This window comes from Vibrio ziniensis (assembly GCF_011064285.1).
Taxonomy (GTDB): domain Bacteria; phylum Pseudomonadota; class Gammaproteobacteria; order Enterobacterales; family Vibrionaceae; genus Vibrio; species Vibrio ziniensis.
Genome location: NZ_CP049331.1, coordinates 1652330 through 1676457 on the forward strand (window position 1 = coordinate 1652330; position 24128 = coordinate 1676457).

A 24128-nucleotide genomic window follows, 5' to 3' on the forward strand; every position below is an offset into this window, starting at 1 on the left:
TACCCCAAGTTTTATTGCCAAAGACAACTTGGAATAATGTTCTGGCTTAACAAGTTTCGATTGTTTCATCAGGCACTCTCACCCAACCTTCCATCAACACTCGTGCGCTGCGACTCATAACGGCTTTTTCTACTTTCCAGCCGCTTTCTTCAGTCGCACTGGCTTTTGCTCCAACCTTTAATGTTCCGGACGGATGACCAAAAGTAACAGATTCTTTTTCTCCACCACCTGCCGCCAAATTAACTAAGGTGCCGGGTACACAAGCCGCCGCAGCGATGGAAACGGCAGCTGTCCCCATCATTGCGTGGTGCAATTTACCCATAGAGAGCGCTCTAACCAGTACATCAACATCTGAATCTAGAACGGTTTTACCACTCGACGATTGATACGTTTTCGGTTTGGCAACAAACGCCACCTTCGGCGTATGTTGTCTTGTTTTCGCTTCTTCCAAATCTTGGATTAAGCCCATCTTTAACGCGCCATGTGCACGTATTTTTTCAAACATCGCCAATGCTTTTATGTCGTTATTGATATCTTCTTGTAATTCCGTACCCTGATAACCAATAGCAGCAGCATCGACAAAAATCGTTGGTATTCCAGCGTTGATCATGGTGACATTCAACGTACCAACGTCAGGTACGATTAAATCATCAACCAAATTGCCGGTTGGGAACATCGAACTTTCACCGTCCGCTGGGTCCATAAAATCGACCTGAATTTCTGCGGCTGGAAACGTCACTCCATCCAGTTCAAAATCACCCGTTTCCTGAACCATTCCATTAACAATGGGTACATGAACTACGATGGTTTTACTGATATTCACCTGCCATACACGAACTTCTAAAATACCGTTTTCAGGAATCCGCGATTCTGGAATTAGACCAGCATGAATCGCAAATGGACCGATAGCTGCAGACAAGTTCCCGCAATTGCCACTCCAATCAACAAATGGTTTGTCGATAGATACCTGACCGAACAGATAATCAACATCGTGGTCAGCACGATCGCTTTTTGAAACAATTACCGTCTTGCTTGTGCTTGAAGTAGCGCCGCCCATACCATCAATTTGTTTGCCGTAAGGGTCTGGGCTACCGATAATACGCATCAGAAGTTTGTCGCGCGCTTCACCTGCGACTTGCGCTGCTTTTGGTAGCTCATCAAGCCTAAAAAACACGCCTTTACTGGTTCCACCACGCATATAGGTAGCAGGAACTTTGATTTGAGAAGCCATTCTTTATCTCCTACTGCGCCAAGAAGTCTTGCGCAAAACGCTGCAACACACCACCTGCGTTATACACGTTCACTTCATCGGCGGTATCTAGGCGACACGTGACTGCAACATCCAATTTTTCACCGTTGCTACGGGTAATCACCAATGCCAAATCCACGCCCGGCTTGATTTCGCCCGCTACATCGTAGAGTTCTGTACCATCCAAGGCTAAAGTGTTGCGATTCACGCCATCTTTAAACTGCAGCGGTAATACGCCCATGCCGACTAAGTTAGTACGGTGAATACGCTCGAAGCCCTCTGCGACAATCGCCTCAACGCCCGCAAGACGAACGCCTTTTGCAGCCCAATCTCGTGAAGAACCCTGCCCATAGTCAGCACCCGCCACAATAATCAGCGGTTGTTTACGCTCCATGTAGGTTTCTATCGCTTCCCACATGCGAGTTACTTTGCCTTCAGGTTCAATACGAGCCAGAGAGCCTTGCACCACTTCACCATTTTCCTTCACCATTTCATTAAACAGTTTCGGGTTCGCGAATGTTGCGCGCTGTGCAGTCAAGTGATCGCCGCGGTGTGTCGCGTAAGAGTTAAAGTCCTCTTCCGGCACTTTCATCTTTGTCAGGTATTCCCCTGCCGCGCTGGATGCCAAAATCGCATTTGAAGGCGACAAATGGTCAGTGGTAATGTTGTCACCGAGCACAGCTAAAGGACGCATACCTTGCAAAGTACGCTCCCCCGCAAGTGCACCTTCCCAATAAGGCGGACGACGAATATATGTACTCATTGGGCGCCAGTCATACAGTGGACTGCTGCTCTTTTGTGCGTCATCCAGTTTAAACATCTGAATATAGACTTGGTTAAATTGTTCTGGCTTAACGTGTTGACTGACAACTTGGTCAATCTCTTCATCACTTGGCCAAACATCATTAAGGTAGATTGGGTTGCCGTTTACGTCATGACCTAAGGCATCGCGTTCAATATCAAAACGAATGGTGCCAGCTATAGCATAAGCAACCACAAGCGGTGGCGAAGCGAGGAATGCTTGTTTTGCATAAGGATGAATACGACCATCGAAGTTACGGTTACCAGACAATACCGCGGTAGCGTATAAGTCACGGTTAATGATTTCTTGCTGAATAACTGGATCTAACGCGCCGCTCATACCATTACATGTGGTACATGCGTAGCCGACAATGCCAAAACCAAGCTGCTCTAATTCTGGTAATAATTCCGCTTCTTCTAGATAGAGTTTTGCCACTTTAGAGCCTGGTGCAAACGAAGTTTTCACCCAAGGTTTGCGAACCAGCCCAAGTTGATTGGCTTTTTTCGCTAACAAACCGGCAGCTACCACGTTACGAGGGTTACTGGTGTTAGTACAGGAAGTTATTGCAGCGATGATCACCGCGCCATCTGGCATCTCACCTTCTTTTTCTTCCCACTTACCAGCAATACCGCGAGCAACTAGTTGAGAGGTAGGTAAACGACGATGCGGATTTGAAGGTCCCGCTAGGTTGCGTTCTACACTCGATAAATCAAATTCAAGTACACGTTCATACTCAGCGTTTACAAGACTATCAGCCCATAGCCCCGTCTCTTTTGCGTATTGCTCTACCAAAGCAACCTGCTCAGCATCACGACCAGTCAGTTTAAGGTAGTTGATGGTCTGCTCATCGATGTAGAACATACCCGCACTCGCACCGTATTCTGGTGTCATGTTAGAGATAGTGGCACGGTCGCCGATGGTAAGATCTTTGGCGCCTTCACCATAGAACTCCAAGTAACACGAGACCACTTTTTGATTACGCAGAAATTCGGTAATAGCCAGTACGATATCCGTAGCGGTAATCCCCGGATTACGCTTACCTGTCAGTTTCACACCAACAATGTCCGGTAAGCGCATCATTGAAGGACGACCGAGCATCACGGTTTCAGCTTCTAAACCGCCTACACCGATTGCAATGACACCCAGTGAATCCACGTGTGGCGTATGGCTGTCAGTACCGACGCAAGTATCGGGGAACGCTACACCATCTTTTAGTTGAATGACAGGCGACATTTTTTCGAGGTTAATCTGGTGCATGATGCCGTTACCCGCTGGGATAACGCTGACATTCTCAAATGCGGTTTTACACCATTCGATAAAGTGGAATCTGTCTTCGTTACGACGCTCTTCTATCGCACGGTTTATTTCAAAAGCTTCAGGATCAAATCCAGCATGTTCAACAGCAAGAGAGTGGTCAACAATCAGCTGTGTTTCGACGACTGGATTAACTTTTGCTGGGTCACCGCCCTGTTCTGCAATTGCATCGCGCAGTCCCGCAAGGTCAACTAATGCTGTTTGTCCTAAGATATCGTGGCATACAACACGCGCTGGATACCAAGGGAAATCCATATCGCGTTTACGCTCAATAATCTGTTTCAGAGAATCGACCAGTGTTTCAGGGTCGCAGCGGCGTACTAAGTTTTCTGCAAGCACGCGCGAAGTATAAGGTAGCTTTTCGTAAGCATTTGGAGATATCTGATTCACGGCTTCACGAGTGTCAAAATAACTAATCTGGCTTCCCGGAAGCGTTTTTTTATAAGTATTGTTCATCGCTTCTTCCTTCTCACTCCGTCCTATCAAATTTTTTGGGAGTGACTTTATGGTGTATGAAACAAGGCGCTACTCCCTACAAGCACAGCGCCTTTCTATACTGTTAACTACGTATACGATTAACTGCGTTTTTCGATTGGAACCCAATCTTGATGCTCAGGACCTGTGTAATCAGCACTTGGGCGAATAATTCGGTTATTCGCACGTTGCTCGTACACATGTGCAGCCCAGCCCGTTAATCGACTCATCACAAAAATAGGTGTGAACAGCTTAGTTGGAATACCCATAAAGTGATAAGCCGACGCGTGGAAGAAGTCCGCGTTACAGAACAAGTCTTTTTCACGCTTCATCACCGCTTCAACACGTTCTGAAACTGCGTAAAGTTGTTTATCACCAACGAATTCAGAAAGCTCTTTTGACCAACGTTTGATCAATGCGTTACGCGGGTCGCTTTCACGATAGATGGCATGACCAAATCCCATGATTTTGTCTTTATTTTCAAGCATGCGCAGAATGTTTTGTTCCGCTTCATCAGGTGTCTGCCAGTTCTCGATCATCTCCATTGCCGCTTCATTAGCACCACCGTGAAGTGGTCCACGTAAAGTGCCGATTGCAGCAGTCACACAGGAATGCAAATCAGATAAAGTAGAAGCGCAAACACGAGCAGCAAAGGTTGAAGCATTAAATTCGTGCTCTGCGTAAACGATTAGAGAGGTATGCATTACCTGTTTGAACAAATCACTTGGCGCTTTATCAGTCAGCATTTTTAAGAAATAACCGCCGATAGAATCTTCGCTGCGATCTTCTGTATCGATGCGTACGCCATCATGGCTGAATCTATACCAATAACAGATAATGGCAGGGAACAAAGCTAACATGCGTTCTGTAGCAGCCACTTGTTGTGAGAAATCTTGCTCAGTTTCTAGATTGCCCAACATTGAACATCCGGTACGCATTACATCCATTGGATGAGCGTCGGCTGGAATCAATTCAAGTACATCCTTAAGAGGTTTAGGCAGACCGCGCAAACCAATCAAGCGAGTTTTGTATTGGTCTAATTCAGCTTGGTTTGGTAGATGCCCAACTAATAGTAAGTGGGCAACCTCTTCAAACTGCGCATTGTTGGCTAGATCTGTGATGTCGTAACCACGATAAGTTAGACCTGTACCTGTTTTACCAACTGTACATAAAGCGGTGCTTCCAGCACTTTGACCACGTAGGCCAGCTCCGCCTAGCTCTCCTTTAGGGGAATGAGGCATGTTGAACTCCTTTTGTCGCGTTGCTTCGGGCTATAAAAGCCGATCTCATTGGGTCCACCTCTTGGGTGCTGTAGCTCAGCGGTTTCACGTTATTGGATTATTTTTGAAAACGCAGGCTTTACGTTTTCTTGTTTATTTCTTAATAATTTTTTTCACACACTATTTTCAATTTTCTTGGGCTTCCCTACTTCTGTGTACGCACCGTATGGCAGATGTATAAGTGGGATTCTTTTATTAATAAATTTCTAATAATTATTTGCTAAACAGTTGATCTAATTTGTCTTCGTAACTGTGATAGTTCAGATATTCATACAGCTCTTTGCGGGTCTGCATATTATCGAGCATGGCTTCCTGATTACCATTTTCTAAAATGTGGCTATACACCATCTCAGCAGCTTTGTTCATCGCACGGAACGCACTCAGTGGATAAAGCACCATATCGACCTTGGATTTAGCCAACTCTTCGCAGTTATACAAAGGCGTCTGACCAAACTCAGTGATATTGGCAAGAATTGGCACATGCTTGCCCGTTGCAGAATGCAGAGCCGTTGAGAAACGTTCATATTGCTGAAGTTCCGTCATAGCTTCTGGGAAAATCATATCCGCACCAGCTTCAACACAGGCAATTGCTCTTTCAATCGCACTATCCATACCTTCAACCGCAAGCGCATCGGTACGAGCCATAATCACAAATTCTGGATTATCACGAGCATCCACAGCGGCTTTAACTCGATCGACCATCTCTTCCAAACTAACAATCGCTTTGTTAGGGCGGTGACCACAACGTTTTTGCGCTACTTGATCTTCCATGTGAACAGCCGCGGCGCCCGATTTTTCCATCGCTTTTATCGTACGACCAATATTGAATGCACCACCAAAACCCGTATCAATATCCACAAGAAGTGGCAAATCACACGCGTTGGTAATGCGGTCAACATCCACCAACACGTCATTGAGTGTGGTGATGCCAAGATCCGGTAATCCGTACGACGCATTAGCAATGCCGCCACCGGAAAGATATATCGCTTGGTGACCTAATTTCTTCGCCATCATGGCGCAGTATGGGTTTATGGTGCCTACAATTTGCAGTGGGTTATTGGTTTTAACTGCAAGTCGAAACTTTGCTCCTGGGCTTAACATGTGATTCTCCTTAATCTAGATCTTTAGCTTCGCTTAGAATCTGTTGTTCTATTAAACGTCGGCTTCTTGATATATGGCGACGCATCAGCATTTCTGCCAGCTCTTCATCTCTGTTACGAATGGCTTGCAGGATAAATTTGTGTTCGTCCAACGCTTCTACCGGACGAGACTGTGCACGTGGTGACTGATATCGATACATACGCAGCAAGTGATAAAGCTCATCACACAGCAACGAAACCAATTGGCTATTACGGCTTGCCTTTATAATGCGATAGTGAAAGTCAAAATCGCCTTGTTGATGAAAGTAAGACGCACCATCTACTTGGTCGATATGTGCAGAATGTGTCGACAATAGCGTTTCTAAGCCGACAATTTCGATTTCGGTAATGTTGCGGGCTGCAAGTCGTGCCGCCATACCTTCTAATGCTTCACGCACCGCGTATAACTCAACCAGTTTTTCTGATGAGAATTGAATAACGCGTGCACCTATATGCGGAATACGCTCGATTAACCCTAATCCTTCGATACGCATTAATGCTTCTCGTAAAGGACCACGACTAACTTCAAAACGCTTGGCCAGCTCAGGCTCAGATATTTTGCTACCAGGGGCAATCTGTCCCTCTACAATCGCTTCAATCAAATACTCAGTCAGGTTTTCTGATTTGGTATTTTCTTTTTCACCAACAAGCGGCTTTCTCAATTCACTGTTCATCATGTCTTCTTAATCGTACTTGCGAGTTCTTTTAGGAAGCTCACTAAGGAATGAACACACTATAGATGTACAGATTGTCGACAATCAAGATAATTGTCGACAAATTAGACTAAGGTATAAAGCAAGAAAACCGTAGCTCAGAACAACAAATTAAGTATCTATATGTTTTATATGTGTTAAATTTTAAATTTCGAAAATACTTAGATACTAGCCTGCATAGACTTTAATCAATAGTGTCGACAATAAGTAAAGTTGACGACAATAAAACCATACAACTGTCCTTTTGTTGCACCTAAGTTAACTAACGAAACCTAGAGCTAACATTTAAATATTTTTGAATTTATTAAAAATATTTTTAACATCTATCCTATTGTAATTTATAGGTTATTTAGTGAAACGATGTTTTATTTCAAAAAAAAGATGTAAAACACCTATTGATCTCGATCACGTTTAAGAATAAAGTGTGAACACAGTCACAATGAAGACGCCAAAAAATTTCCGCTTCATTGTCTAGTTCAAAGAATATAGAAATAGATACTAAGTCGAGGTTGCGTTATGAACACTTTAAATATTGAAAGCCAAGCATCAAACCGTTTAGCTGTTAAGTTTGCTAACTTCCTAGCTTCATTTTTATCTGTTAGCACTAAAAAAGAAGGCTATAAAGGTCAATCATTTACTTCAATCGATACTACAGCACAGCGTATCGGTTGTGACATGTCACACTTTAACTACATCTCTTAAGCGATAACTTAGTATCTGTTCACATCGCTTAAATTGTTAAAGTGCCGCTGTAAGATAGGAACATAACGCAAGTTTCCTTGCAGCAATGTACAAAGCAGTCGTAGACAAGATAAAAAACCGCGCAATAAATTGCGCGGTTTTTTTATTTGTGGAAATGTTTGCTGATAGCATTGATGTGTTCTGGCCCAATGCCACAACAACCACCAATTAACGTCGCACCTTGATGTCGCCACTTCTCTGCCAACTGAGTGTAGACATCAAAGTTTAAGTCGTCACGAAGCTCATCTAAACCATCGTTAGCGGTCGCTTCTTTTGTCGTTGGAGGGAAAGCATTAGCATAAACCCCTAACTGAATCCCTGTTACATTCAATGATTCAAGTGTCGTACGAGCTGCTATTAAAGCTTCTTCCATCACTTCAGGTTGACTACAGTTGAACAAAATTGCGTCTACATTTAGTGCCGCCATTGCCTTTACCGCATCTTTTACCGTTTCGCCAGACCGAAGCTTTGGAACGTTGGTTGGTTCACTGTCTTCAAGCGTAAACGATACCCAGAAAGGCTTATTGTTGGTACCTAATGCTTTCACCTGCTGATAAATCGCCGTAGATTCTGCAATTAAGCTTTGAGTTTCTGCTAACCACACATCAATATGTTGGTCTAAACCTTTGATGAGTGGAGATGCAATTTTCTCAGCATTCTCAGGCTGGTAGAGATCCGCACGGTAAGAACCAAACAGTGGAGGAATAGAACCTGCTACTAACGTTTGTTTACCTTCTAAAATCGCAGCTTCACGCGCCACTTTACCAGCCTTGTCTGCTAACAGCTGAGCCTGAGCATCAAAACACTCTTGTCCAATATGAAATGGAACCAACGCATAACTGTTAGTTGTAATAACCTGAGCGCCATTTTGGATGAACGAGCGGTGCACTTCACCCACGACTTCAGGTGCTTCCATCATAGCCAATGCTGACCACTCTGGCTGACGAAATGGAGCTCCACGACGCTTCAACTCTCTTCCCATACCGCCATCTAATATGGTTATTGGCTGCTGACCTGACATTCGAAACTCCCTTATGTTTATTATTTAGATGTATAGACGTCTGAAGATTAATATGAGTTTTACTCCTAATCAATCTCTTTTGCATACTGATTCAACGCCTTAACGGGTAAATATTCACGATGTACATGTGAAACGATACCTTGTGTCAGATTCACCACTCCTATATCCCCAGCAGATGCTATTTAGTTTATCAATAAGACGTTTTATAATCGTCCAACGTGTGAATAGAATTTTTACTCTAATTTAAATTCATTACCGCTATAGCTAGTTAATTGCATGGTTATGCAATTAACTGACTTTAAATAATGAGACAATATATCTCACCGAAATATAAGGTATAAAATGTTTTTTCAATTGTCGGTTTCACGAAAATTAGCCATCGTTGATTTGGTCATTTTGGCTATCGCACTGACATACACTTTTGCTATCAACAATAGTATTGATGTCGTTGTCTATATCGCTGTAGCTTTTGCGCTAGCGCTGGTAAATATGATTGTGGTCTACTTAAGTGTTACCAGTAAACTTACTGGCATAGAGAATAGTCTTTATGCTCAGTTAGATAAAAACTTACATTACTCTTTATCACGCAATACTCATTGCCTTGATCATCTTGAAACAGGTTTTAATGCACTCATAGAGTCCAACATCAACCAAAAACAGCAGTTGCTCAATGCTCAAGAACAGATTCAGTCTTTTAAAAACCAAGTGTTAAATCTGGAAACATCTCAAACACACAAACAACAGTTACTCAATAAACGTAGTAACGAGCTTAATTCTTCACTTTCACAATTATTTACTATGATTGAGCAACTATCTGAAGATATTGCTCATAATGGCGAAACTATGACACTTCTGACGAGTGAACTGTCTAGCAGCTACGGAAACATGCTTGCTGCTGCCAACGCGACTAAAGACGATGCGGATTTTATTAGCGGTTTTAAAGGCCAAATCGCTCAACTCGGTAGTAGCGTTGCAACAATCAATAGCTTAGCACTTGAGATTAACGATATTTCCGATCAAACAAATCTGCTAGCGCTTAACGCCTCAATCGAAGCTGCGCGTGCGGGAGAACAAGGACGTGGATTTGCAGTCGTTGCAGATGAAGTTCGTAATCTAGCTGCGCGAGCACGTTCTTCAAGCACAAAGATTGAACAAAGCATCGAATCAGTAATTAAAGAAGCTAAAGATTGTAGTGTAGGTATAGAAAGAATCAGCTCGCACGTAAACCAAGCGGTCATTTACAACTCTTCTGAAACGGAATCGATGAAAAACATCGTAGCGCGCTTGAAGCAAGTTAGTCAGCAGATAAACCAGCTTAACAGCAATGTTGAACACCAAAGATCTCTTATTTCAACAACACAGCATCACCTTACAAAAACAAACTGATTATAGCTTGTCGATCATTATATTAAAGAGGAGGAGGCTTTGACTTCCTCCTCGATTCATTTGTAAACCTTATAACGCCAAATCTTGATTATGCAGGGCTCGGAAGGTCAACTCCATCATCTTGCATCTTGCCCATGCGATTCATCATAGCGTGCGCAGCATCAATAAAAGGCATTGCAAGTGTAGCACCACTGCCTTCCCCTAGCCGTAATTCCATATGTATAAACGGTTTTAAGCATAAATGTTCTAACGCAACCACTGCTCCTTTTTCCGCTGATTGATGTGATGGAATCAAATAATCCCATACATTCGGTTCAATCATGCATGCAATCATTGCTGATGAGTAAGATAAAAAGCCATCTAACACCACAGGAATACGCATAGCAGCAGCACCTAGAATCGCACCGGTCATACCTGCTAAATCAAATCCGCCCACTTTCGCCATGATATCGATGGGATCGGTAGGGTCTGGGTGATTAAGCGCAATCGCAACGGAAACAACATCGACTTTGTGTTGAAGTTGGCTACTCGGCAAATTTGCGCCAAGACCAACCACATGCATCGGTAACTGATTGGTCACAATACTGACAATAGCAGCCGCTGGCGTAGTATTGGCAATGCCCAACTCCCCTACACCAATAACGCTTAACCGTTCACGATCGATAACTTGTTTTACATAGTTTGCCGTATCAAGAATAAGCTGCTCTGCTTGGTCGTAGCTCATTGCCGGACCTTTAGCTATGTTTCCACAACCACGCGCCACTTTCATATTGGTGATACCATCGATTGGGTCACAATCAATCCCAACATCCACCATTTCAACATCAACACCCGTGGTATAACTTAGCGCAGCAACACCCGTTAAACCTTTAACCGTGTTCACTGCTTGCATGGTAGTCACTTCTTTAGGCGTCACCGCTACACCTTCTTCAAAGACACCGTGATCACCCGCCATGACGAAGATTTTTTTCCTTCCGGTCTGCCATTTCATGGTGCGATAAATCGCAGCTAACTGACATGCCAGTTCCTCTAATTGCCCTAAACTGCCAATTGGCTTAAACAGTTGATCAATATGATGTTGTGCTCGTTTCCGAACCTTTTCATCGACAGGGATAATCGATTCTTTCAAATCATTTAATAACGTACTCACAAGCTATTCTCCTTCCATGTATGCTGGCTGGGTACAGCTGAACAATGGATATAGAACGCAAACGCACATCAATTCATCCTTGAAGTTCCGCCGAGCCATCCATGGCTCGGAGGGTTTGCTTTCTATATCCATTGCTTACTTGAACAGTCGTTGGATTCACTTTCTAGTGACAAAAAGGTCTAGATACTAAGCGTCCAAACACTGGTCATAGCCATTAAAAAACATAATTCAAACAATTCGTTACCTGCACCAAGCGTGTCCCCAGTTTGCCCGCCGATGGTGTTATTGATATAGCGGCGATAAATCAAAGCGAATCCCCCAGTTACACAAAATGCAATCAGGCTTTGCCAGCCTAGCATCCAAGACGCGATAGCAGCGCCAATAGCGAGGGTGAGATAAAATTGATGGGACGAAATTCTGTTGATGTAGATATGTCCTAACCCTGATTCACGAGCATAATTTTGCTTATACATAAGAAGTGACATCCAAGCGCGACTAATGCACGGTGCAATCACTAAAATAAGTAGCGCTTCTTCGGGCTCAGTATCTAGAATCTGTGTGACGGTGAGAATCTTTAACGTAAGAACAAAAAACAGTGCCAGCGCTCCATGCGTTCCCAAACGGCTGTCTTTCATGATTTCTAACATACGTTCTGGGGTTCTGGCAGAAAATATTCCATCACAAGTATCCGCAAGTCCGTCCAGATGAAAACCACCAGTTAACAGTGCCAGTGAGAACACGTAAGTCACTGCACTTAGGGGGCTATTCCAGCCAAGCCCCATATACAGGGTGACCGATATAGCTGCAGCGATAATACCTAGAATGGCGCCGACAATCGGGAATGTCACCACACCACGATAGGTCTGATCAAAATCGTAATCGCTGGTCCAGCTTTGGGGAACGGGAATCCGTGTAATAAATTGCAGAGTAACTAAAAATGGCTTCATACCAAGCATTCCTGCTCTTTATTAGCCAGTGTTAGTGGGAACTCATCCATGATTCTCTCTAGCTGGTCGATATCTAAGACTTCTCTTAACCCATCCGCCAGAAGATCAAACTGCGCACTCTTGTAACTTGCATAATCGAAAGCATCCTCCGCTAATGGCGTTAAAGTTTTTCTTAACCGCAGTTGATTTAAGAAGTGTCGAGTGAAAAGGCCATGGTCAAATAAACCGTGAATGTACGTACCCGCAATCAAACCATCCGCTGTCACTGCGCCATCCAAAATGCTTACGTTTTGCTGATTACGAGACCGTATTTCAACGAACGGTTTCATGTCACCGATCACCTCAGTTTCACCCATGTGGATCTCGTACCCACTTAGCTCCATTCCATCAACATCGCAGAACAACCCACGACTATGGCTGAGAATCTTCCCTTTTACTTGCGTAGTGTGTTTGGATTGCGCGAATTTGGTCACCGTATCAAGCAACCCCAGTCCATTCATCCGATCAATGCCTGATTCAACACCATCAATCAGTGTTTTACCAAGCATCTGATAGCCACCGCAGACACCCAATACCGCGCAGCCCTGTTTCGCTTTGTTGACAATCGCAGATGACAAACCGCATTCATTCAGGTAAGTGAGATCAGCTAAAGTATTTTTGCTTCCGGGTAGGATAATCAAGTCGGGATTGCCAAGTTGAGACACTTTAGCAACGTAACGTAAATTCACGTCGGGCTGAGCAGCTAACGCATTGAAGTCTGTGAAATTGGAAATACGAGGAACTTTGATCACTGCGATATCAAGTTTATCCGCGTCACTTTCTATTCCTAGTTGATGACGTAACTTTTCAGGTTGTAATGCCACACCATCTTCTTCTTCCAAGTCCACATCAAGATAAGGCACGACTCCGATAACCGGAACTTGTGTCAGTGCTTCTATTTGCTTTATTCCCGGTTTGAGCAGTTCTACATCGCCGCGAAACTTGTTAATAATCACACCTCGAACACGCTGCCGTTCTTGTTCTGACAACAACATCAACGTGCCGTAAATGGAAGCAAACACACCACCTCGGTCAATATCAGCAATAAGAATCACAGGCGCATTAATAAGCTCAGCCATGCCCATGTTGACGATATCTCGGTCGCGTAAGTTAATCTCAGCTGGGCTGCCTGCGCCCTCCAGAACTACGATGTCGTTTTGCTCGGCAAGCTCTGTAAATGCACGGAAAATCTTCTTTTGCAGTTGGGGTTTGAATTCGTGATAAGTCACCGCATCCATGTTGGTCAGAACTTTACCCATCACAATCACTTGCGAATGACGATCACCTGTCGGTTTAAGTAAAACAGGATTCATTCTTACATCAGGCTCTACGCCTGCTGCTTCAGCCTGAAAGATTTGCGCTCTGCCCATTTCATCACCGCTACGTGTGATCCCTGAATTCAGTGCCATGTTTTGTGCTTTGAATGGCACACAGCGATATCCGTTTTGTGCCAAAATTCGACAAATACCCGCCACCAACACACTTTTGCCAACGTCAGAAGCGGTTCCTTGAAACATGATTGCACGACTCATATCGACTCCTTAATTAGACTACTCCCAGCGACCATTTCATGTTCGTGGCGAAACAGTGGCATACCAAACTCTTGGTGCATTTTTACTAACCAAGGCTGTTCCAGACCGACTTGCTCAATAAAGCGTTTATCAAGGAAAACGTTCTGTGGTTCACCTTGAGAAACCATCTCTCCCTGACTCATGACGTAGACGTAATCACATACGTCGTAAATCAAATTGATGTCGTGACTCGACATCACTACGTTCTTGCCGAGATCAGAAATAGAACGTATGAGCGCTTTCATCTGCTTAGTTCCGTTTGGATCCAGTCCCGCTGTCGGTTCATCTAACAGCAAATACTCGGAATCCATGACCAGTGAACCTGCCAGTGCGACACGTTTTTTCTGACCATAACTGAGATACTGTATAGGCTTATGGGCGAAGCTCTTACCATCCACCAGATCTAATGCTCGTTGAATTCTTTGTTCGATTTCATGTTCCGCTATTCCAAGATTTCTCAGACTGAACGCAATATCGTTATACACATCGGTATAGAAGATTTGCTGGTCGGGTTCCTGAAATAATAAGGTGACATTTTTGCGATGTTGGATAAGTGCTTTCTTGCTGTAGTCAATGGGTTGCTGCGACCAGTTGACACTGCCTTCTGTCGGCGTATGCAGACCAAGTAGCAGTTTGAATAAAGTGGATTTTCCACATCCATTTGCACCAACCACACCAATGACAGAGTGAGTGGAAAAATCCATGTTGAGATTCCTCAACACCGGATCACCTTTTTCATAAGCAAAACTCATTGAGCTCACTGATAACGTCATTGATGAAATTCTCCTTGATACAACTTAACTGCCAGAGCACTTTGCATATGGTGGTGACGAATCATCACTCTTTGCAGTAACACACCCACCAACATCGCTAATGATTTCAACCATAACCCACGTTTGATATATCCAAACCTCAGTGTTTGAGCGGTATAAATGGCATGAGTTTCTTCGATAAAGATAAAAATGAATCGGTAGGTTAATAACACTTGCTCAACCAAAACCGAGGGTAACCGCGCTTTTTTTAGTAACGTCACGCACTGATTAAAGGGCGTGATAATCACGAAACACAACGTCGCGGCAATAGAACATAAACACCGAAAAAATGTCGTCATCGCAGTATCAACTGTTTGAGCACTAACCCCAACATAGCCATCGAACATTGGCAAACTTGCAATCAAGTGTGCTGAGTTATCACTGTATGTGACAAGCATCGCGATAAGACTCATGGCTAAAAAGCCAAAAGGTAAACTCAGCCATTGCAGATACTGCTTCGAAGTTAACCTGCCTGCGTAACAAGTGACGACACTGAGCAAAATGAACAGAGCGAATTGCCACGCTATCGGTGTCATCATGGCTGTCACCAAAACCGCAAGATATGCCCACCATTTATAGCTTGGCGAAACAGCAACCCAACGGTTTTGATAGGCGTACTTATCGATGATCAGCATCGGTTCTTCTTCTGCCGTGGTAGAAGCCTAAAATGTAAAAGATCACAGCCGCACCCAATGAGCCTTGAAGCGTAAACACTAAACTTTCTATCTCTCCGCTCGCAGGTTCAATTAAAGGTTCAATCCATGGTTTATAGTTTGGTGCTACTTGAGTTATCAAGGACTCTGCTTGACCATCAGAGCCAGAAAACTCAGCGCTCGGATTCATTAGTAATGGAACAACGACTAAGGCACACAGCATAGCCATCAGTATTAGATTTTTTTTCATCGTAATACCCTCTCTTGAAACGAAATGAGCGAACGTTTAGTCAGTTGTTCATAGATAAGAACAGTAAGCAGACCTTCAGCGATCGCGATTGGTAGCTGAGTGAACAGGAATATGCCCATGAACTTACTCATAGAAGCCATTACGCCAAACTCAGGGTCTGGGAATGCTGCGCCAAGCTGCAAAGAGGTGACCGCATAAGTAGAGATGTCTGCGACAAACGCCACTAAGAATACAGCGATATCTTTGCTTAAATTCAAACGGTTAGCGGCAATCCAGACCAAGTAACCGATCATCGGACCGATGACCGCCATCGACATACCGTTTGCACCTAACGTTGAAATGCCGCCATGAGCAAGCAACAACGCTTGGAACAGTAGAGCAATACCGCCAAGTACAGGCACAACCATAAAGCCAAATAAAATAACAGCTAAACCAACTCCGGTTGGATGGGAGCAACTGCCCGTAACTGAAGGAAGCTTTAGCGCTGAAAGTACAAAAATAAACGCGCCGCAAAGGGCTAGCAGTACTTTCTTATTGGCATCATCAGTAACGATCTGTTTTAGATTCCTAACGCTCATGATCACAAACGGAATGAACAGAGCCCACCAAGTTAACGCCCATGTAGGCGGTAAAAAACCTTCCATAATGTGCATTGCATTGGCATTGAGTGGTGACATCGCAATAGCGCCTACCCATGCCATGAGCGCCATGCGTTTGGTATTGAACTTCAGTGACATACACGAACTCCTTCTAGTGATGTTTCCAGCTACGGTTTACCACTATGGTTGAGAAGTAAGGCAGAGCTTCACCCTCTTCTACTTGTGACAAATCCGGATAAAAGATCTCATTCTCCATTGAGGCGTTTGCCATCAACACAGCATGTTCAAGCAAACCTTGCTCAATCAACAACTGACGCACTTTGTCAAAACGTCCGTAGACTTTCATCAGCACCACTGCTTCGTGGTCTATCAAAGCACGGCGAAGTACTTCTATCTCTGCAGTACATGACATCACCGCCAACGACTGTTGTTCCATACACAGTGGGAAGCGCGCTTGTGAGGCGATACAAGAGAAAGAGGTAATTCCGGGAATGATGTCTATATCAATTTTGTTTTCGAGACGTTCGAGCAGAAATACCCAAGTGCTAAACAACATGCTGTCACCTAAGGTAATGAAACCCACTTGTTTCCCGTGATTCACATCTGCTTCAATTTCCAATGCTACGTCATCCCATGCTTGCTGCTTTTCTTGCGCATCATTGGTCATTGGGAAATGGCGCTCTTTGATCAGAACTTGTTTTCCGATGTATTCACGGACAATCGACAGTGCAAGGCTATCGCCGCCTTTGCGACCTGCAGGTGCATACAAAACATCCAACTTATCAAGAAGTCGAGCTGCCCTTACAGTAATAAGGTCGCTTGCGCCCGGTCCCGTTCCAATCGCATAGAGTTTTCCTTTATTCACGCGACTTTCTCCTTAACCAATGGCTTATTTGCTAATTCAGTAGCAGCTAAGTGATCGACAAACATCTGTCTGATAAGCGGATTTTCTCCCAATCCCTGAACGATCGGTTCGGCAACGATGCCCGCTTTTTGAATCAGTGTTTTCCATGAGTCAGGTTCATCAGAAGCCATGTCATTGATTGCGTGATCACCGGCAACCAGCATCAGCGGCATAAGATACACTTTGTTAACGCACTCATTTTCCAACCTAGAAATCACGCTCTCAATCTCTGGATAGCTCTCCACCGCGCCAACAACATAGGGTAAATTTCTCGCCATCATCATGTGGTCAAGGCAAGCGTAAGCAGAGAAGGCATGGTGTGTTGCTCCGTGCCCCATAAGCACCAAACGTTCATCGTGTTTCAGTTGTGGCGCTTGATGTTGAATGGCTTCAACAAGCTGGTCATAGTCATCCATACAACTCAACAGAGGCAGACCTAGCTGCAAGTTGTCAAATTCATCGCGATAAGATTCCACTTGCTGAGAGATCTTTTCGTATTCGTCACCATTGATGATGTGTAAAGACTGAATAACCACATCACGATAACCAGCCTCTTTCAGACGTTGCAGAACCTGCTGTGGGTTATCAATATGAATACCATCGCGCTTCTCCAGTTTCCTGATGATCATCGAAGACGTAAATGCTCGGAAGAAGTCTCGATTGGGATAAGCCCGTGCAAGTTCGGCTTCACATGCTTCGATGTTTTTCTTCATTGCATGGGGATAGCTGGTGCCAAAGCTGATTACAACTAATGCTTTTTTCATACTAAACATGCCTCTTGTTGCCAACTGTCAAACAGCTCTTCACAGCCGGATAAGTTGGTCTGATAACTCACGTATTGGTTAATCGATGTTGTTTTTGGCCGTTCGATCACAATGCAAGGGATACCCAGCTCGATACACGGCTCTACTTTTCCCCCAAAACCACCAACACTGCCCGATTCCTTTGTGATCACGACATCTGGCTGAAGCATTTCATACAGCGCATGATTCATGTTTCGAGTAAAAGGACCTTTCATCGCGATGATATTTTCAATACCAAGTCCTAATGCGTTGCACTCACTGATCACTTCAGCAACAGGTAACACTCGTGCAAACAGCACTTTGTCTCTCAGCATTCGCTTGAACGTTTCCAAATCTTTACTGCCAGTGGTGAGTAAAACCCGTTGCTGGCTGCCTGTGATTTTTCTGCACGCGTCCATTACATTGGTTGCCTTGATAACCAAAGGCGAATCATGAATAGATTGTGACTTTTCGTTTGTAGCGCTCTCCAATGTGGAGTGTGATACTTGTGGCTCGTAACTGGGGCGCTCATAACGCATGACCGGACACTGAATACCTTCACAGGCCACCACTATCGTGAGTCGAAGAACCTGCGCGTAGGGATGAGCAGCATCAATAACGTAATCCACGTGGTTGCGTTGAATAAATTCGCGCATGGCGGAGCTGTCCATACGCCCTAAGATAACGTTGGATTCAAATTGTTTTGCGCTGTGTTTACCTTCTTCGGTTGCAACTGACAACGTAAAGTGAATGTCACGCGCAGCCAGTGCCTCGCACAACATCAAAGCGTCAGAAGTTCCTCCAAAAACAAGCACATGGTTTGGTTTCACAATGAATACCCTCTCGGCGTAATCATCATGCCCTGATCGAAATAAGTAGACTGATTACCCACAACAACCAAAGTACGCATGTCGACCAATTCAAAATCCATCTCTTCGAAAGGCATAATCCATTTTTCTTCCTTACGTCTGCCCGCTTCTTTTACGATGCCAACAGGCGTATTTGGATTTTTGAACGGAGCCATCAGCTCAAAAGCACGTTTTAGATGACCTTCTCTACCGCGACTTCTCGGGTTGTAGAAACAGATAACGAAATCGGCTTCTGCCGCATTAATGATGCGTTTTTCAATTAACTCCCAAGGCGTTAATAAGTCACTCAAACTGATGTGACAGAAGTCGTGCATCAGTGGTGCGCCAAGTACGGAACCTGCTGCAATACTCGCAGTCATGCCCGGTATCACTTTGACTTCAACGTCCCATTTTTGTTTAGTGACCATTTCGAGAATTAATCCAGCCATACCGTACACGCCGGAATCGCCACTGCTAATAATGGCGACCGTTTTTCCAGATTGAGCCAATTCCAATGCGGTCTGACAACGCTCAATTTCTTTGCACATTCCGGTTTTAATTACCGGCTTATCGCCCACCAACTCTTTGACTAAATGGGTATATGTTTTGTAACCCACAATCACTTCAGCCGCTTCTATGGCTTCTCGAGCTTGGTAAGTCATCATGTCGAGTCCACCCGGACCAATTCCTACCACGTATAACATCAGTTCAATACTCCATAGGTAATAGTGATTCCTTGCTGTTTAATGGTGTCACCCAGCAGAGAGCCGTTGCTCAATAACCAGGCTGCAGGCTGCGATACAGCGCCTACGCCCACGGTTTTCGCAACAAAATCAGAATGAGGAAAACGGTCTGCGCACTGAATTAACTCATCGGCGCTAAACACTTCGAAAGGCACATCATAGTATTTCGCCAAATTGACGATGGCATCTTCATTGCGTTTGACATCAATGCTGCCAATGATGCTCAACGCTTTAGGATGAATATTCAGAGCCTGCAACTGGCTATTGAAAAGCGACTTCAAGAGGTCTGGTTCAACACCTTTGCGGCAACCGATACCTGCCACTAGGCGTTTAGGAATTAATTGGAAAGTAGGAACAGACCAATTCGGACGTGTTGATTGCATAGACACGTCAATCAAAGCATCCAGTGAATACTGAGAAATCGTCTCGTCGTTAACTATCGTTAAGCCGCGTATATCAAAGCTGTGAATATCAAAATCCAGTTGGTTAACAAGGAATGGATCAACAATGATGCCGACCTGCTTACCACTGACCAACATCTGGTTAATGGTTTTGGTAGCGACACGAAAATCGATGGTGTCGGCACACATCTGCTTGGCTAGCAAATCAAACGAGCATGTCTGATTGACATCCGTTGATGTGGTAATCACAGCCGTACCGTCAATCAGGTGAGACAGATAACGGGCTAGCTCATTCGCACCACCGACATGCCCAGATAAAAGGCTGATGACATGCTTACCTTTTTCATCAATAACCAACACCGCGGGATCGGTAAACTTATCCTGAAGTAGCGGTGCAATAGTTCGAACGACGATGCCACACGCTCCAATCACTATGATGGCACTGTCACGCAGGAATGCCTGACTCAATGTGTTTTTGAAGCTATCGACAAACGGTTTGAACCCATCCTGCAGATATTTTTCAGAGCAGTAGCACTCCATCGGCAGATGTTCGCGCAGCTTATTCGCCACCTGCTGACCACCCGGTGTTAACGTGAATAAAGAGACCGATTCACACCTAACGGTATTCATGGCAGAACTCCGCGTCATACAGCTTGGAGTAGTGATACTCTTCACCGAGGAAACGCCCAACCAGAATCAGTGCTGTTTTATAGATACCCGCTTCCGTTACCTTTTGTGCTATATCAGCTAGCGTTCCTTTTAAGATTTGGCAATCTTTCCACGTGGCTTTGTAAACGATAGAGACCGGTGTATCTGAGGGATAACCGCCCGTCATCAACTTATCGACGACTTCCCCAATCCCTTTCACTGATAAGAAAATCGCCATAGAGGTTTGATGCTGAGCAAAACTTTCCAGTGACTCCAGTTCCGGCGTTGGCGTTCTGCCAGCCATACGAGTGATGATGAGACTTTGAGAGACTTCTGGAACGGTGTATTCAACACCAAGTTCAGACGCTGCACCAAGGAAAGACGAAACACCCGCCACTGAACGAAAACCAATGCCCAGTTTTTCCAACTCTTCACCTTGTTCACGGATTGAGCCATATAAAGAGAGATCGCCGGTTTGAAGACGAACCACCAATTTCCCTGCGTTTACTCCCTCTGCCATCATGGTGATGATCTGCTCTAAATGCATATACGCACTGTCATGGCATTGGGCAGTCGATTTACAGTAATTAAGCAACTCAGGATTAATCAACGAACCTGCGTAGATGACGATATCTGCTTGTTTTAACAGGTTGTAACCTTTCAAAGTAATCAGCTCTGGATCACCTGGACCTGCGCCAACAAAGTAGACTTTAGAATGATCAAAGTTATCCATGACGTTGATTCCCCTTAATACATGAAACGATAAATGTTGGATTATTTGGCTTGAAGTAGTAGCTAGTGCCGAGAAAAGTCATAGAAGAGACTTGGATTTGGCTACACTCGAATTCGTCGATAGCGCACGTGTTTAAATGGTCTAGTGCTTGGTTAAGACTGCCGTGCAAAATGAAGTTCATCACAAGGCGACCGCCCTCTAATAGGTGGTCTAACGCCCAATCAATAATCTGTTCCAAATTGCCGCCTGAACCACCAATGAACACCGCATCAAATTTTCCACTCAATTCACAGGGCGCTATTTTGTTGATGAGATGAATATGGTTACACCCGAGGCGCTCCATGTTTTGATACATGATTTCTACGGCGTGCTCATTCTTTTCAATGGCATACACGTGTAAACGTTCAAAGCTAAGCGCTGCTTCTAAAGCGATGCTTCCTGTTCCCGCGCCAACATCGACAAAACGGCTGGCATAACCTAATTGCAACTTATCAAGTACTATGGTACGTACTTCTTGCTTGGTCATCGGTACTTTTTCTGCTCGCAGAAATTCACTGTCTTTCATTCATCACCACCACCACGTTCATGTCATACTCACGCTGTACTTGCTCAGGTTTAAGCACCGAAATTTTCTGATTTTCATACCCCAAGTTTTCACCAACGATGACGCTGCATTTGAGATTGCGTTTTATCGCTTCCTGAGCAATTTCATAAGGACCGAGAATTTTGTCTGTCACCAGAGCAATCTTTTTATGTAAGAAGAGAAAGTCGAAGTCAGGCTGTTTGCCGTGGCTGCTAGTAATGTAAAGATCGTTCATATCAATCCCTACTTCCGAAAACAGCATTTGAATAGAGCTTATGCCTGGAAGACATCTGCGTTGGTCTGGCGCAAAATGCTCACTAATACGCTTACCGATACCAAATAACATTGGATCGCCGGACGCTAATACAACCACCAGTTGAGATTTGAATTCTTCTAATGTGGCTAACGTGTTCTCAATGCTTCCCGACAATTCAATTCGTTGCCCTTTGAAATCGCCAAAAGCACTTAATAAGCGAGGCCAACCTACGAGGATATCGGCCTTCGCTATTAAGTTTTCTCCAGCGACAGTCATAAGATCTCTGCGTCCCGGCCCAGTTCCTACTACGTAAATCATTGGAAATCCTCCACGATCTGTTCAACAGGACGATTACTACCTAACACTTGGTTATCAAAAGAAAACAACACTACGTCACACTTAAAATGATGCTTGGCATACTTCAACATTGCCGCAACTCTGCGTTCTATCTCTTGAGCGATATTTTGGTAAACCGCCTGATAGCCATGCTCTTCAATCAGCTCAAGCGCTTCTTCGGTGGTTAAGCAGTGATAGATTTGGCGAAGTAAATCATGGGGCGCATTGAGTAACGCCAAGTGGGTGACCAAAGTTTCTAAACGTGCATCAGCAATATGGGAATGGGTGTGAAAAACCCCAGCTGCGATTTTGATAAGCTTACCTAAGTGTCCCACGATAAGAACTTGTTCGAAGTTCAAGCGATTCGCTTCTTGCAACATGTAGCCCACGAAATTGCTCATGGTCACCACAATGTCTTGTTCGATATTGAGTTGTTGCTGAACAAAACGCTCGCCGTGGTTGCCTGGGACTAAGACGATTTTACTGTGTCCTAATGAGCGTTTTTGTTCGAGTTCTATCGCAAGGGAGCGTTTCCAGCTTTCTTCCGACATAGGAGTCACAATGCCTGAAGTTCCGATGATCGAGATACCGTTTTTAATCCCCAATCGTGAGTTGTAGGTTCTCTCAGCGCGTTCTTTGCCTTCAGGAGCAAAAATGGTGACAACCGCGCCTTTGTTAGGGCCAATCACATCACGCACTTCTTGTTCTATGGTGTGACGCGGCGTTTTGTTAATCGCGGCAACACCTACGGGTAAACCCACGCCTTTGCGTGTCACCACACCCACACCTTCACCGCCAAGTATTTCAATAGTTTGAGTATCGTTAACCGTTACTTGGGCGTAGATCAACATTCCATGGGTAGCATCCACATCGTCACCGCCGTCTTTACGTATCGCGGCAACAGCACTATGTAATTCCATGGAAGCATCTTCTACATTCAGATTTAACGCGACACCTGAAGGTGTCACAATGGAAACCTGATGGATGAGTTGCTGACGCATCACCATTAGTGCTGCCACTTTGGCTGCGGCAGTCGCACAAGAGCCTGTGGTATAACCCTTGCGATATGATTTTCCTCTATGCCAAACAATATCCGCTTGAGCTGTTTGACTCATAAAGCCTCCCGCATGTGGTAAAGCACAGCATTGACGATGGCAGCTGCAACATTGCTTCCACCTTTTCTGCCCAGAGCAGTAATGAAGGGAAAATTGCTTTCGTAAAGCGCTTGTTTGGATTCTGCCGCGCCAACAAAGCCAACAGGTACACCTATGGTCATGACAGGTTTATTGACCGCACTTTCTAGCAGTTGAAACAAAGCAGTGGGTGCATTGCCGAACACAAACACTTTGTTACCTTCATCTTTTAAGGCCTTTTCTACCGCAATCATTGAGCGTGTTTTGGATTGCGCTTTCGCCTGTTCTGCCACCCAAGGGTCAGCGATGTAGCATTTAATGTCACAGTCAAACTGCTTTAATAGGTTCTTATTGATGCCAGAGAGAGCCATTGTTGTATCGGTGTAGAATGTGCAGCCTTCATAAATACCCGTTTGCAACGTCGCTAAAGCATCCGGTGAGAACTTCAATATCTCCAGCCAGTCGAAATCGGCAGTAGTATGCACTGCACGAGTAATGACTTTCTTTTCAAGTTCATTAGCAAACTGATAATCAGGAAATTCAGTGGCAATGATCTCGTCGATGATTTCAAAACTCGTCGATTCAATTCGTTGTGGCTGCTGAATAAAGTTCATACGGCTA

The 24128-nt window shown here is 44.5% G+C and carries 25 protein-coding genes; 2 read left to right on the forward strand and 23 right to left on the reverse strand.

The window, feature by feature from the left end:
- Positions 1 to 46 precede the first annotated feature (46 nt).
- The 5 genes from prpF to G5S32_RS07535 all read right to left on the reverse strand — a co-directional run bounded on the left by prpF (position 47) and on the right by G5S32_RS07535 (position 6935).
- Positions 47 to 1231, reverse strand: coding sequence for a 2-methylaconitate cis-trans isomerase PrpF (gene prpF / locus G5S32_RS07515; protein ID WP_165311434.1), 1185 nt, complete (start codon positions 1229 to 1231; stop codon positions 47 to 49).
- A gap of 10 nt (positions 1232 to 1241) precedes the next feature.
- Positions 1242 to 3821 carry a Fe/S-dependent 2-methylisocitrate dehydratase AcnD gene (gene acnD / locus G5S32_RS07520; RefSeq protein ID WP_165311435.1) on the reverse strand — a complete coding sequence of 860 codons (2580 nt, stop codon included), beginning with the start codon at positions 3819 to 3821 and terminating at the stop codon, positions 1242 to 1244.
- Positions 3822 to 3940: 119 nt separating this feature from the next.
- A complete protein-coding gene (gene prpC, locus G5S32_RS07525; protein WP_165311436.1) occupies positions 3941 to 5080 on the reverse strand; it encodes a bifunctional 2-methylcitrate synthase/citrate synthase in 1140 nt (379 codons plus the stop codon).
- A gap of 252 nt (positions 5081 to 5332) precedes the next feature.
- Positions 5333 to 6220, reverse strand: a complete 888-nt coding sequence (gene prpB, locus G5S32_RS07530) for a methylisocitrate lyase (protein ID WP_165311437.1) — start codon at positions 6218 to 6220, stop codon at positions 5333 to 5335.
- A 10-nt stretch (positions 6221 to 6230) separates the two neighbouring features.
- On the reverse strand, positions 6231 to 6935 hold the full coding sequence (locus G5S32_RS07535; protein ID WP_165311438.1) for a GntR family transcriptional regulator: 705 nt from the start codon (positions 6933 to 6935) through the stop codon (positions 6231 to 6233).
- A gap of 552 nt (positions 6936 to 7487) precedes the next feature.
- Here G5S32_RS07535 and G5S32_RS07540 point away from each other — a divergent pair.
- The gene (locus G5S32_RS07540; RefSeq protein ID WP_165311439.1) at positions 7488 to 7673 is read left to right on the forward strand and encodes a hypothetical protein; all 186 of its coding nucleotides are present in this window, start codon (positions 7488 to 7490) and stop codon (positions 7671 to 7673) included.
- A 142-nt stretch (positions 7674 to 7815) separates the two neighbouring features.
- Here the strand turns inward: G5S32_RS07540 and G5S32_RS07545 are convergent, their stop codons facing one another.
- Positions 7816 to 8733, reverse strand: a complete 918-nt coding sequence (locus tag G5S32_RS07545) for a homocysteine S-methyltransferase family protein (RefSeq protein WP_207621566.1) — start codon at positions 8731 to 8733, stop codon at positions 7816 to 7818.
- A 342-nt stretch (positions 8734 to 9075) separates the two neighbouring features.
- Between G5S32_RS07545 and G5S32_RS07550 the strand changes: the two genes are divergently transcribed.
- Positions 9076 to 10119, forward strand: coding sequence for a methyl-accepting chemotaxis protein (locus G5S32_RS07550; protein WP_165311440.1), 1044 nt, complete (start codon positions 9076 to 9078; stop codon positions 10117 to 10119).
- A gap of 88 nt (positions 10120 to 10207) precedes the next feature.
- Here the strand turns inward: G5S32_RS07550 and cobT are convergent, their stop codons facing one another.
- The 17 genes from cobT to G5S32_RS07635 form a co-directional block, all read right to left on the reverse strand.
- Positions 10208 to 11269: a nicotinate-nucleotide--dimethylbenzimidazole phosphoribosyltransferase gene (gene cobT / locus G5S32_RS07555; protein WP_165311441.1), complete on the reverse strand. Its 1062-nt coding sequence runs from the start codon at positions 11267 to 11269 to the stop codon at positions 10208 to 10210.
- 179 nt (positions 11270 to 11448) lie between these two features.
- The gene (cobS, locus tag G5S32_RS07560; RefSeq protein WP_165311442.1) at positions 11449 to 12216 is read right to left on the reverse strand and encodes an adenosylcobinamide-GDP ribazoletransferase; all 768 of its coding nucleotides are present in this window, start codon (positions 12214 to 12216) and stop codon (positions 11449 to 11451) included.
- Positions 12213 to 13787 (reverse strand): cobyric acid synthase, encoded by a 1575-nt coding sequence (locus G5S32_RS07565; protein ID WP_165311443.1) that lies wholly within the window; start codon positions 13785 to 13787, stop codon positions 12213 to 12215. The genes cobS and G5S32_RS07565 overlap by 4 nt, the downstream gene beginning before the upstream one ends.
- Entirely contained in the window at positions 13784 to 14599 is an 816-nt protein-coding gene (locus G5S32_RS07570) for an ATP-binding cassette domain-containing protein (RefSeq protein ID WP_165311444.1), read from the reverse strand. Before G5S32_RS07570 ends, G5S32_RS07565 begins: the two co-directional genes overlap by 4 nt.
- Positions 14596 to 15273: a cobalt ECF transporter T component CbiQ gene (cbiQ, locus tag G5S32_RS07575; RefSeq protein WP_165311445.1), complete on the reverse strand. Its 678-nt coding sequence runs from the start codon at positions 15271 to 15273 to the stop codon at positions 14596 to 14598. Before cbiQ ends, G5S32_RS07570 begins: the two co-directional genes overlap by 4 nt.
- A complete protein-coding gene (locus tag G5S32_RS07580; protein WP_165311446.1) occupies positions 15257 to 15541 on the reverse strand; it encodes an energy-coupling factor ABC transporter substrate-binding protein in 285 nt (94 codons plus the stop codon). Before G5S32_RS07580 ends, cbiQ begins: the two co-directional genes overlap by 17 nt.
- A complete protein-coding gene (locus G5S32_RS07585; RefSeq protein WP_207621567.1) occupies positions 15538 to 16278 on the reverse strand; it encodes an energy-coupling factor ABC transporter permease in 741 nt (246 codons plus the stop codon). The genes G5S32_RS07580 and G5S32_RS07585 overlap by 4 nt, the downstream gene beginning before the upstream one ends.
- Positions 16279 to 16291: 13 nt before the next feature.
- Complete coding sequence (locus tag G5S32_RS07590) at positions 16292 to 17005, reverse strand: cobalt-factor II C(20)-methyltransferase (protein ID WP_165311447.1); 714 nt, start codon at positions 17003 to 17005, stop codon at positions 16292 to 16294.
- Positions 17002 to 17808 (reverse strand): sirohydrochlorin cobaltochelatase, encoded by an 807-nt coding sequence (cbiK, locus tag G5S32_RS07595; RefSeq protein WP_165311448.1) that lies wholly within the window; start codon positions 17806 to 17808, stop codon positions 17002 to 17004. The genes G5S32_RS07590 and cbiK overlap by 4 nt, the downstream gene beginning before the upstream one ends.
- Positions 17805 to 18656 carry a precorrin-6A reductase gene (gene cobK / locus G5S32_RS07600; protein ID WP_165311449.1) on the reverse strand — a complete coding sequence of 284 codons (852 nt, stop codon included), beginning with the start codon at positions 18654 to 18656 and terminating at the stop codon, positions 17805 to 17807. Before cobK ends, cbiK begins: the two co-directional genes overlap by 4 nt.
- Positions 18653 to 19378, reverse strand: a complete 726-nt coding sequence (locus tag G5S32_RS07605) for a precorrin-3B C(17)-methyltransferase (protein ID WP_102941974.1) — start codon at positions 19376 to 19378, stop codon at positions 18653 to 18655. Before G5S32_RS07605 ends, cobK begins: the two co-directional genes overlap by 4 nt.
- On the reverse strand, positions 19378 to 20448 hold the full coding sequence (locus G5S32_RS07610) for a cobalt-precorrin 5A hydrolase (RefSeq protein ID WP_165311450.1): 1071 nt from the start codon (positions 20446 to 20448) through the stop codon (positions 19378 to 19380). The genes G5S32_RS07605 and G5S32_RS07610 overlap by 1 nt, the downstream gene beginning before the upstream one ends.
- Positions 20435 to 21199: a cobalt-precorrin-4 methyltransferase gene (locus tag G5S32_RS07615; RefSeq protein WP_165311451.1), complete on the reverse strand. Its 765-nt coding sequence runs from the start codon at positions 21197 to 21199 to the stop codon at positions 20435 to 20437. The genes G5S32_RS07610 and G5S32_RS07615 overlap by 14 nt, the downstream gene beginning before the upstream one ends.
- Positions 21192 to 21764 carry a decarboxylating cobalt-precorrin-6B (C(15))-methyltransferase gene (locus G5S32_RS07620; RefSeq protein WP_165311452.1) on the reverse strand — a complete coding sequence of 191 codons (573 nt, stop codon included), beginning with the start codon at positions 21762 to 21764 and terminating at the stop codon, positions 21192 to 21194. Before G5S32_RS07620 ends, G5S32_RS07615 begins: the two co-directional genes overlap by 8 nt.
- Positions 21751 to 22356 carry a cobalt-precorrin-7 (C(5))-methyltransferase gene (locus tag G5S32_RS07625; protein WP_165311453.1) on the reverse strand — a complete coding sequence of 202 codons (606 nt, stop codon included), beginning with the start codon at positions 22354 to 22356 and terminating at the stop codon, positions 21751 to 21753. Before G5S32_RS07625 ends, G5S32_RS07620 begins: the two co-directional genes overlap by 14 nt.
- Positions 22353 to 23489: a cobalt-precorrin-5B (C(1))-methyltransferase CbiD gene (gene cbiD / locus G5S32_RS07630; protein WP_165311454.1), complete on the reverse strand. Its 1137-nt coding sequence runs from the start codon at positions 23487 to 23489 to the stop codon at positions 22353 to 22355. The genes G5S32_RS07625 and cbiD overlap by 4 nt, the downstream gene beginning before the upstream one ends.
- A complete protein-coding gene (locus G5S32_RS07635) occupies positions 23486 to 24121 on the reverse strand; it encodes a cobalt-precorrin-8 methylmutase (RefSeq protein WP_165311455.1) in 636 nt (211 codons plus the stop codon). The genes cbiD and G5S32_RS07635 overlap by 4 nt, the downstream gene beginning before the upstream one ends.
- Positions 24122 to 24128 lie beyond the last annotated feature (7 nt).

Excerpts from the sequence above, each read along its gene's own strand:
- prpF (WP_165311434.1), bottom strand. The coding sequence starts at position 1,231 with ATGGCTTCTCAAATCAAAGTTCCTGCTACCTATATGCGTGGTGGAACC.
- acnD (WP_165311435.1), bottom strand. The coding sequence starts at position 3,821 with ATGAACAATACTTATAAAAAAACGCTTCCGGGAAGCCAGATTAGTTAT.
- prpC (WP_165311436.1), bottom strand. The coding sequence starts at position 5,080 with ATGCCTCATTCCCCTAAAGGAGAGCTAGGCGGAGCTGGCCTACGTGGT.
- prpB (WP_165311437.1), bottom strand. The coding sequence starts at position 6,220 with ATGTTAAGCCCAGGAGCAAAGTTTCGACTTGCAGTTAAAACCAATAAC.
- G5S32_RS07535 (WP_165311438.1), bottom strand. The coding sequence starts at position 6,935 with ATGATGAACAGTGAATTGAGAAAGCCGCTTGTTGGTGAAAAAGAAAAT.
- G5S32_RS07540 (WP_165311439.1), top strand. The coding sequence starts at position 7,488 with ATGAACACTTTAAATATTGAAAGCCAAGCATCAAACCGTTTAGCTGTT.
- G5S32_RS07545 (WP_207621566.1), bottom strand. The coding sequence starts at position 8,733 with ATGTCAGGTCAGCAGCCAATAACCATATTAGATGGCGGTATGGGAAGA.
- G5S32_RS07550 (WP_165311440.1), top strand. The coding sequence starts at position 9,076 with ATGTTTTTTCAATTGTCGGTTTCACGAAAATTAGCCATCGTTGATTTG.
- cobS (WP_165311442.1), bottom strand. The coding sequence starts at position 12,216 with ATGAAGCCATTTTTAGTTACTCTGCAATTTATTACACGGATTCCCGTT.
- G5S32_RS07565 (WP_165311443.1), bottom strand. The coding sequence starts at position 13,787 with ATGAGTCGTGCAATCATGTTTCAAGGAACCGCTTCTGACGTTGGCAAA.
- G5S32_RS07570 (WP_165311444.1), bottom strand. The coding sequence starts at position 14,599 with ATGACGTTATCAGTGAGCTCAATGAGTTTTGCTTATGAAAAAGGTGAT.
- cbiQ (WP_165311445.1), bottom strand. The coding sequence starts at position 15,273 with ATGCTGATCATCGATAAGTACGCCTATCAAAACCGTTGGGTTGCTGTT.
- G5S32_RS07580 (WP_165311446.1), bottom strand. The coding sequence starts at position 15,541 with ATGAAAAAAAATCTAATACTGATGGCTATGCTGTGTGCCTTAGTCGTT.
- G5S32_RS07585 (WP_207621567.1), bottom strand. The coding sequence starts at position 16,278 with ATGTCACTGAAGTTCAATACCAAACGCATGGCGCTCATGGCATGGGTA.
- cbiK (WP_165311448.1), bottom strand. The coding sequence starts at position 17,808 with ATGAAAAAAGCATTAGTTGTAATCAGCTTTGGCACCAGCTATCCCCAT.
- G5S32_RS07605 (WP_102941974.1), bottom strand. The coding sequence starts at position 19,378 with ATGTTATACGTGGTAGGAATTGGTCCGGGTGGACTCGACATGATGACT.
- G5S32_RS07610 (WP_165311450.1), bottom strand. The coding sequence starts at position 20,448 with ATGAATACCGTTAGGTGTGAATCGGTCTCTTTATTCACGTTAACACCG.
- G5S32_RS07615 (WP_165311451.1), bottom strand. The coding sequence starts at position 21,199 with ATGGATAACTTTGATCATTCTAAAGTCTACTTTGTTGGCGCAGGTCCA.
- G5S32_RS07620 (WP_165311452.1), bottom strand. The coding sequence starts at position 21,764 with ATGAAAGACAGTGAATTTCTGCGAGCAGAAAAAGTACCGATGACCAAG.
- G5S32_RS07625 (WP_165311453.1), bottom strand. The coding sequence starts at position 22,356 with ATGATTTACGTAGTAGGAACTGGGCCGGGACGCAGAGATCTTATGACT.
- cbiD (WP_165311454.1), bottom strand. The coding sequence starts at position 23,489 with ATGAGTCAAACAGCTCAAGCGGATATTGTTTGGCATAGAGGAAAATCA.
- G5S32_RS07635 (WP_165311455.1), bottom strand. The coding sequence starts at position 24,121 with ATGAACTTTATTCAGCAGCCACAACGAATTGAATCGACGAGTTTTGAA.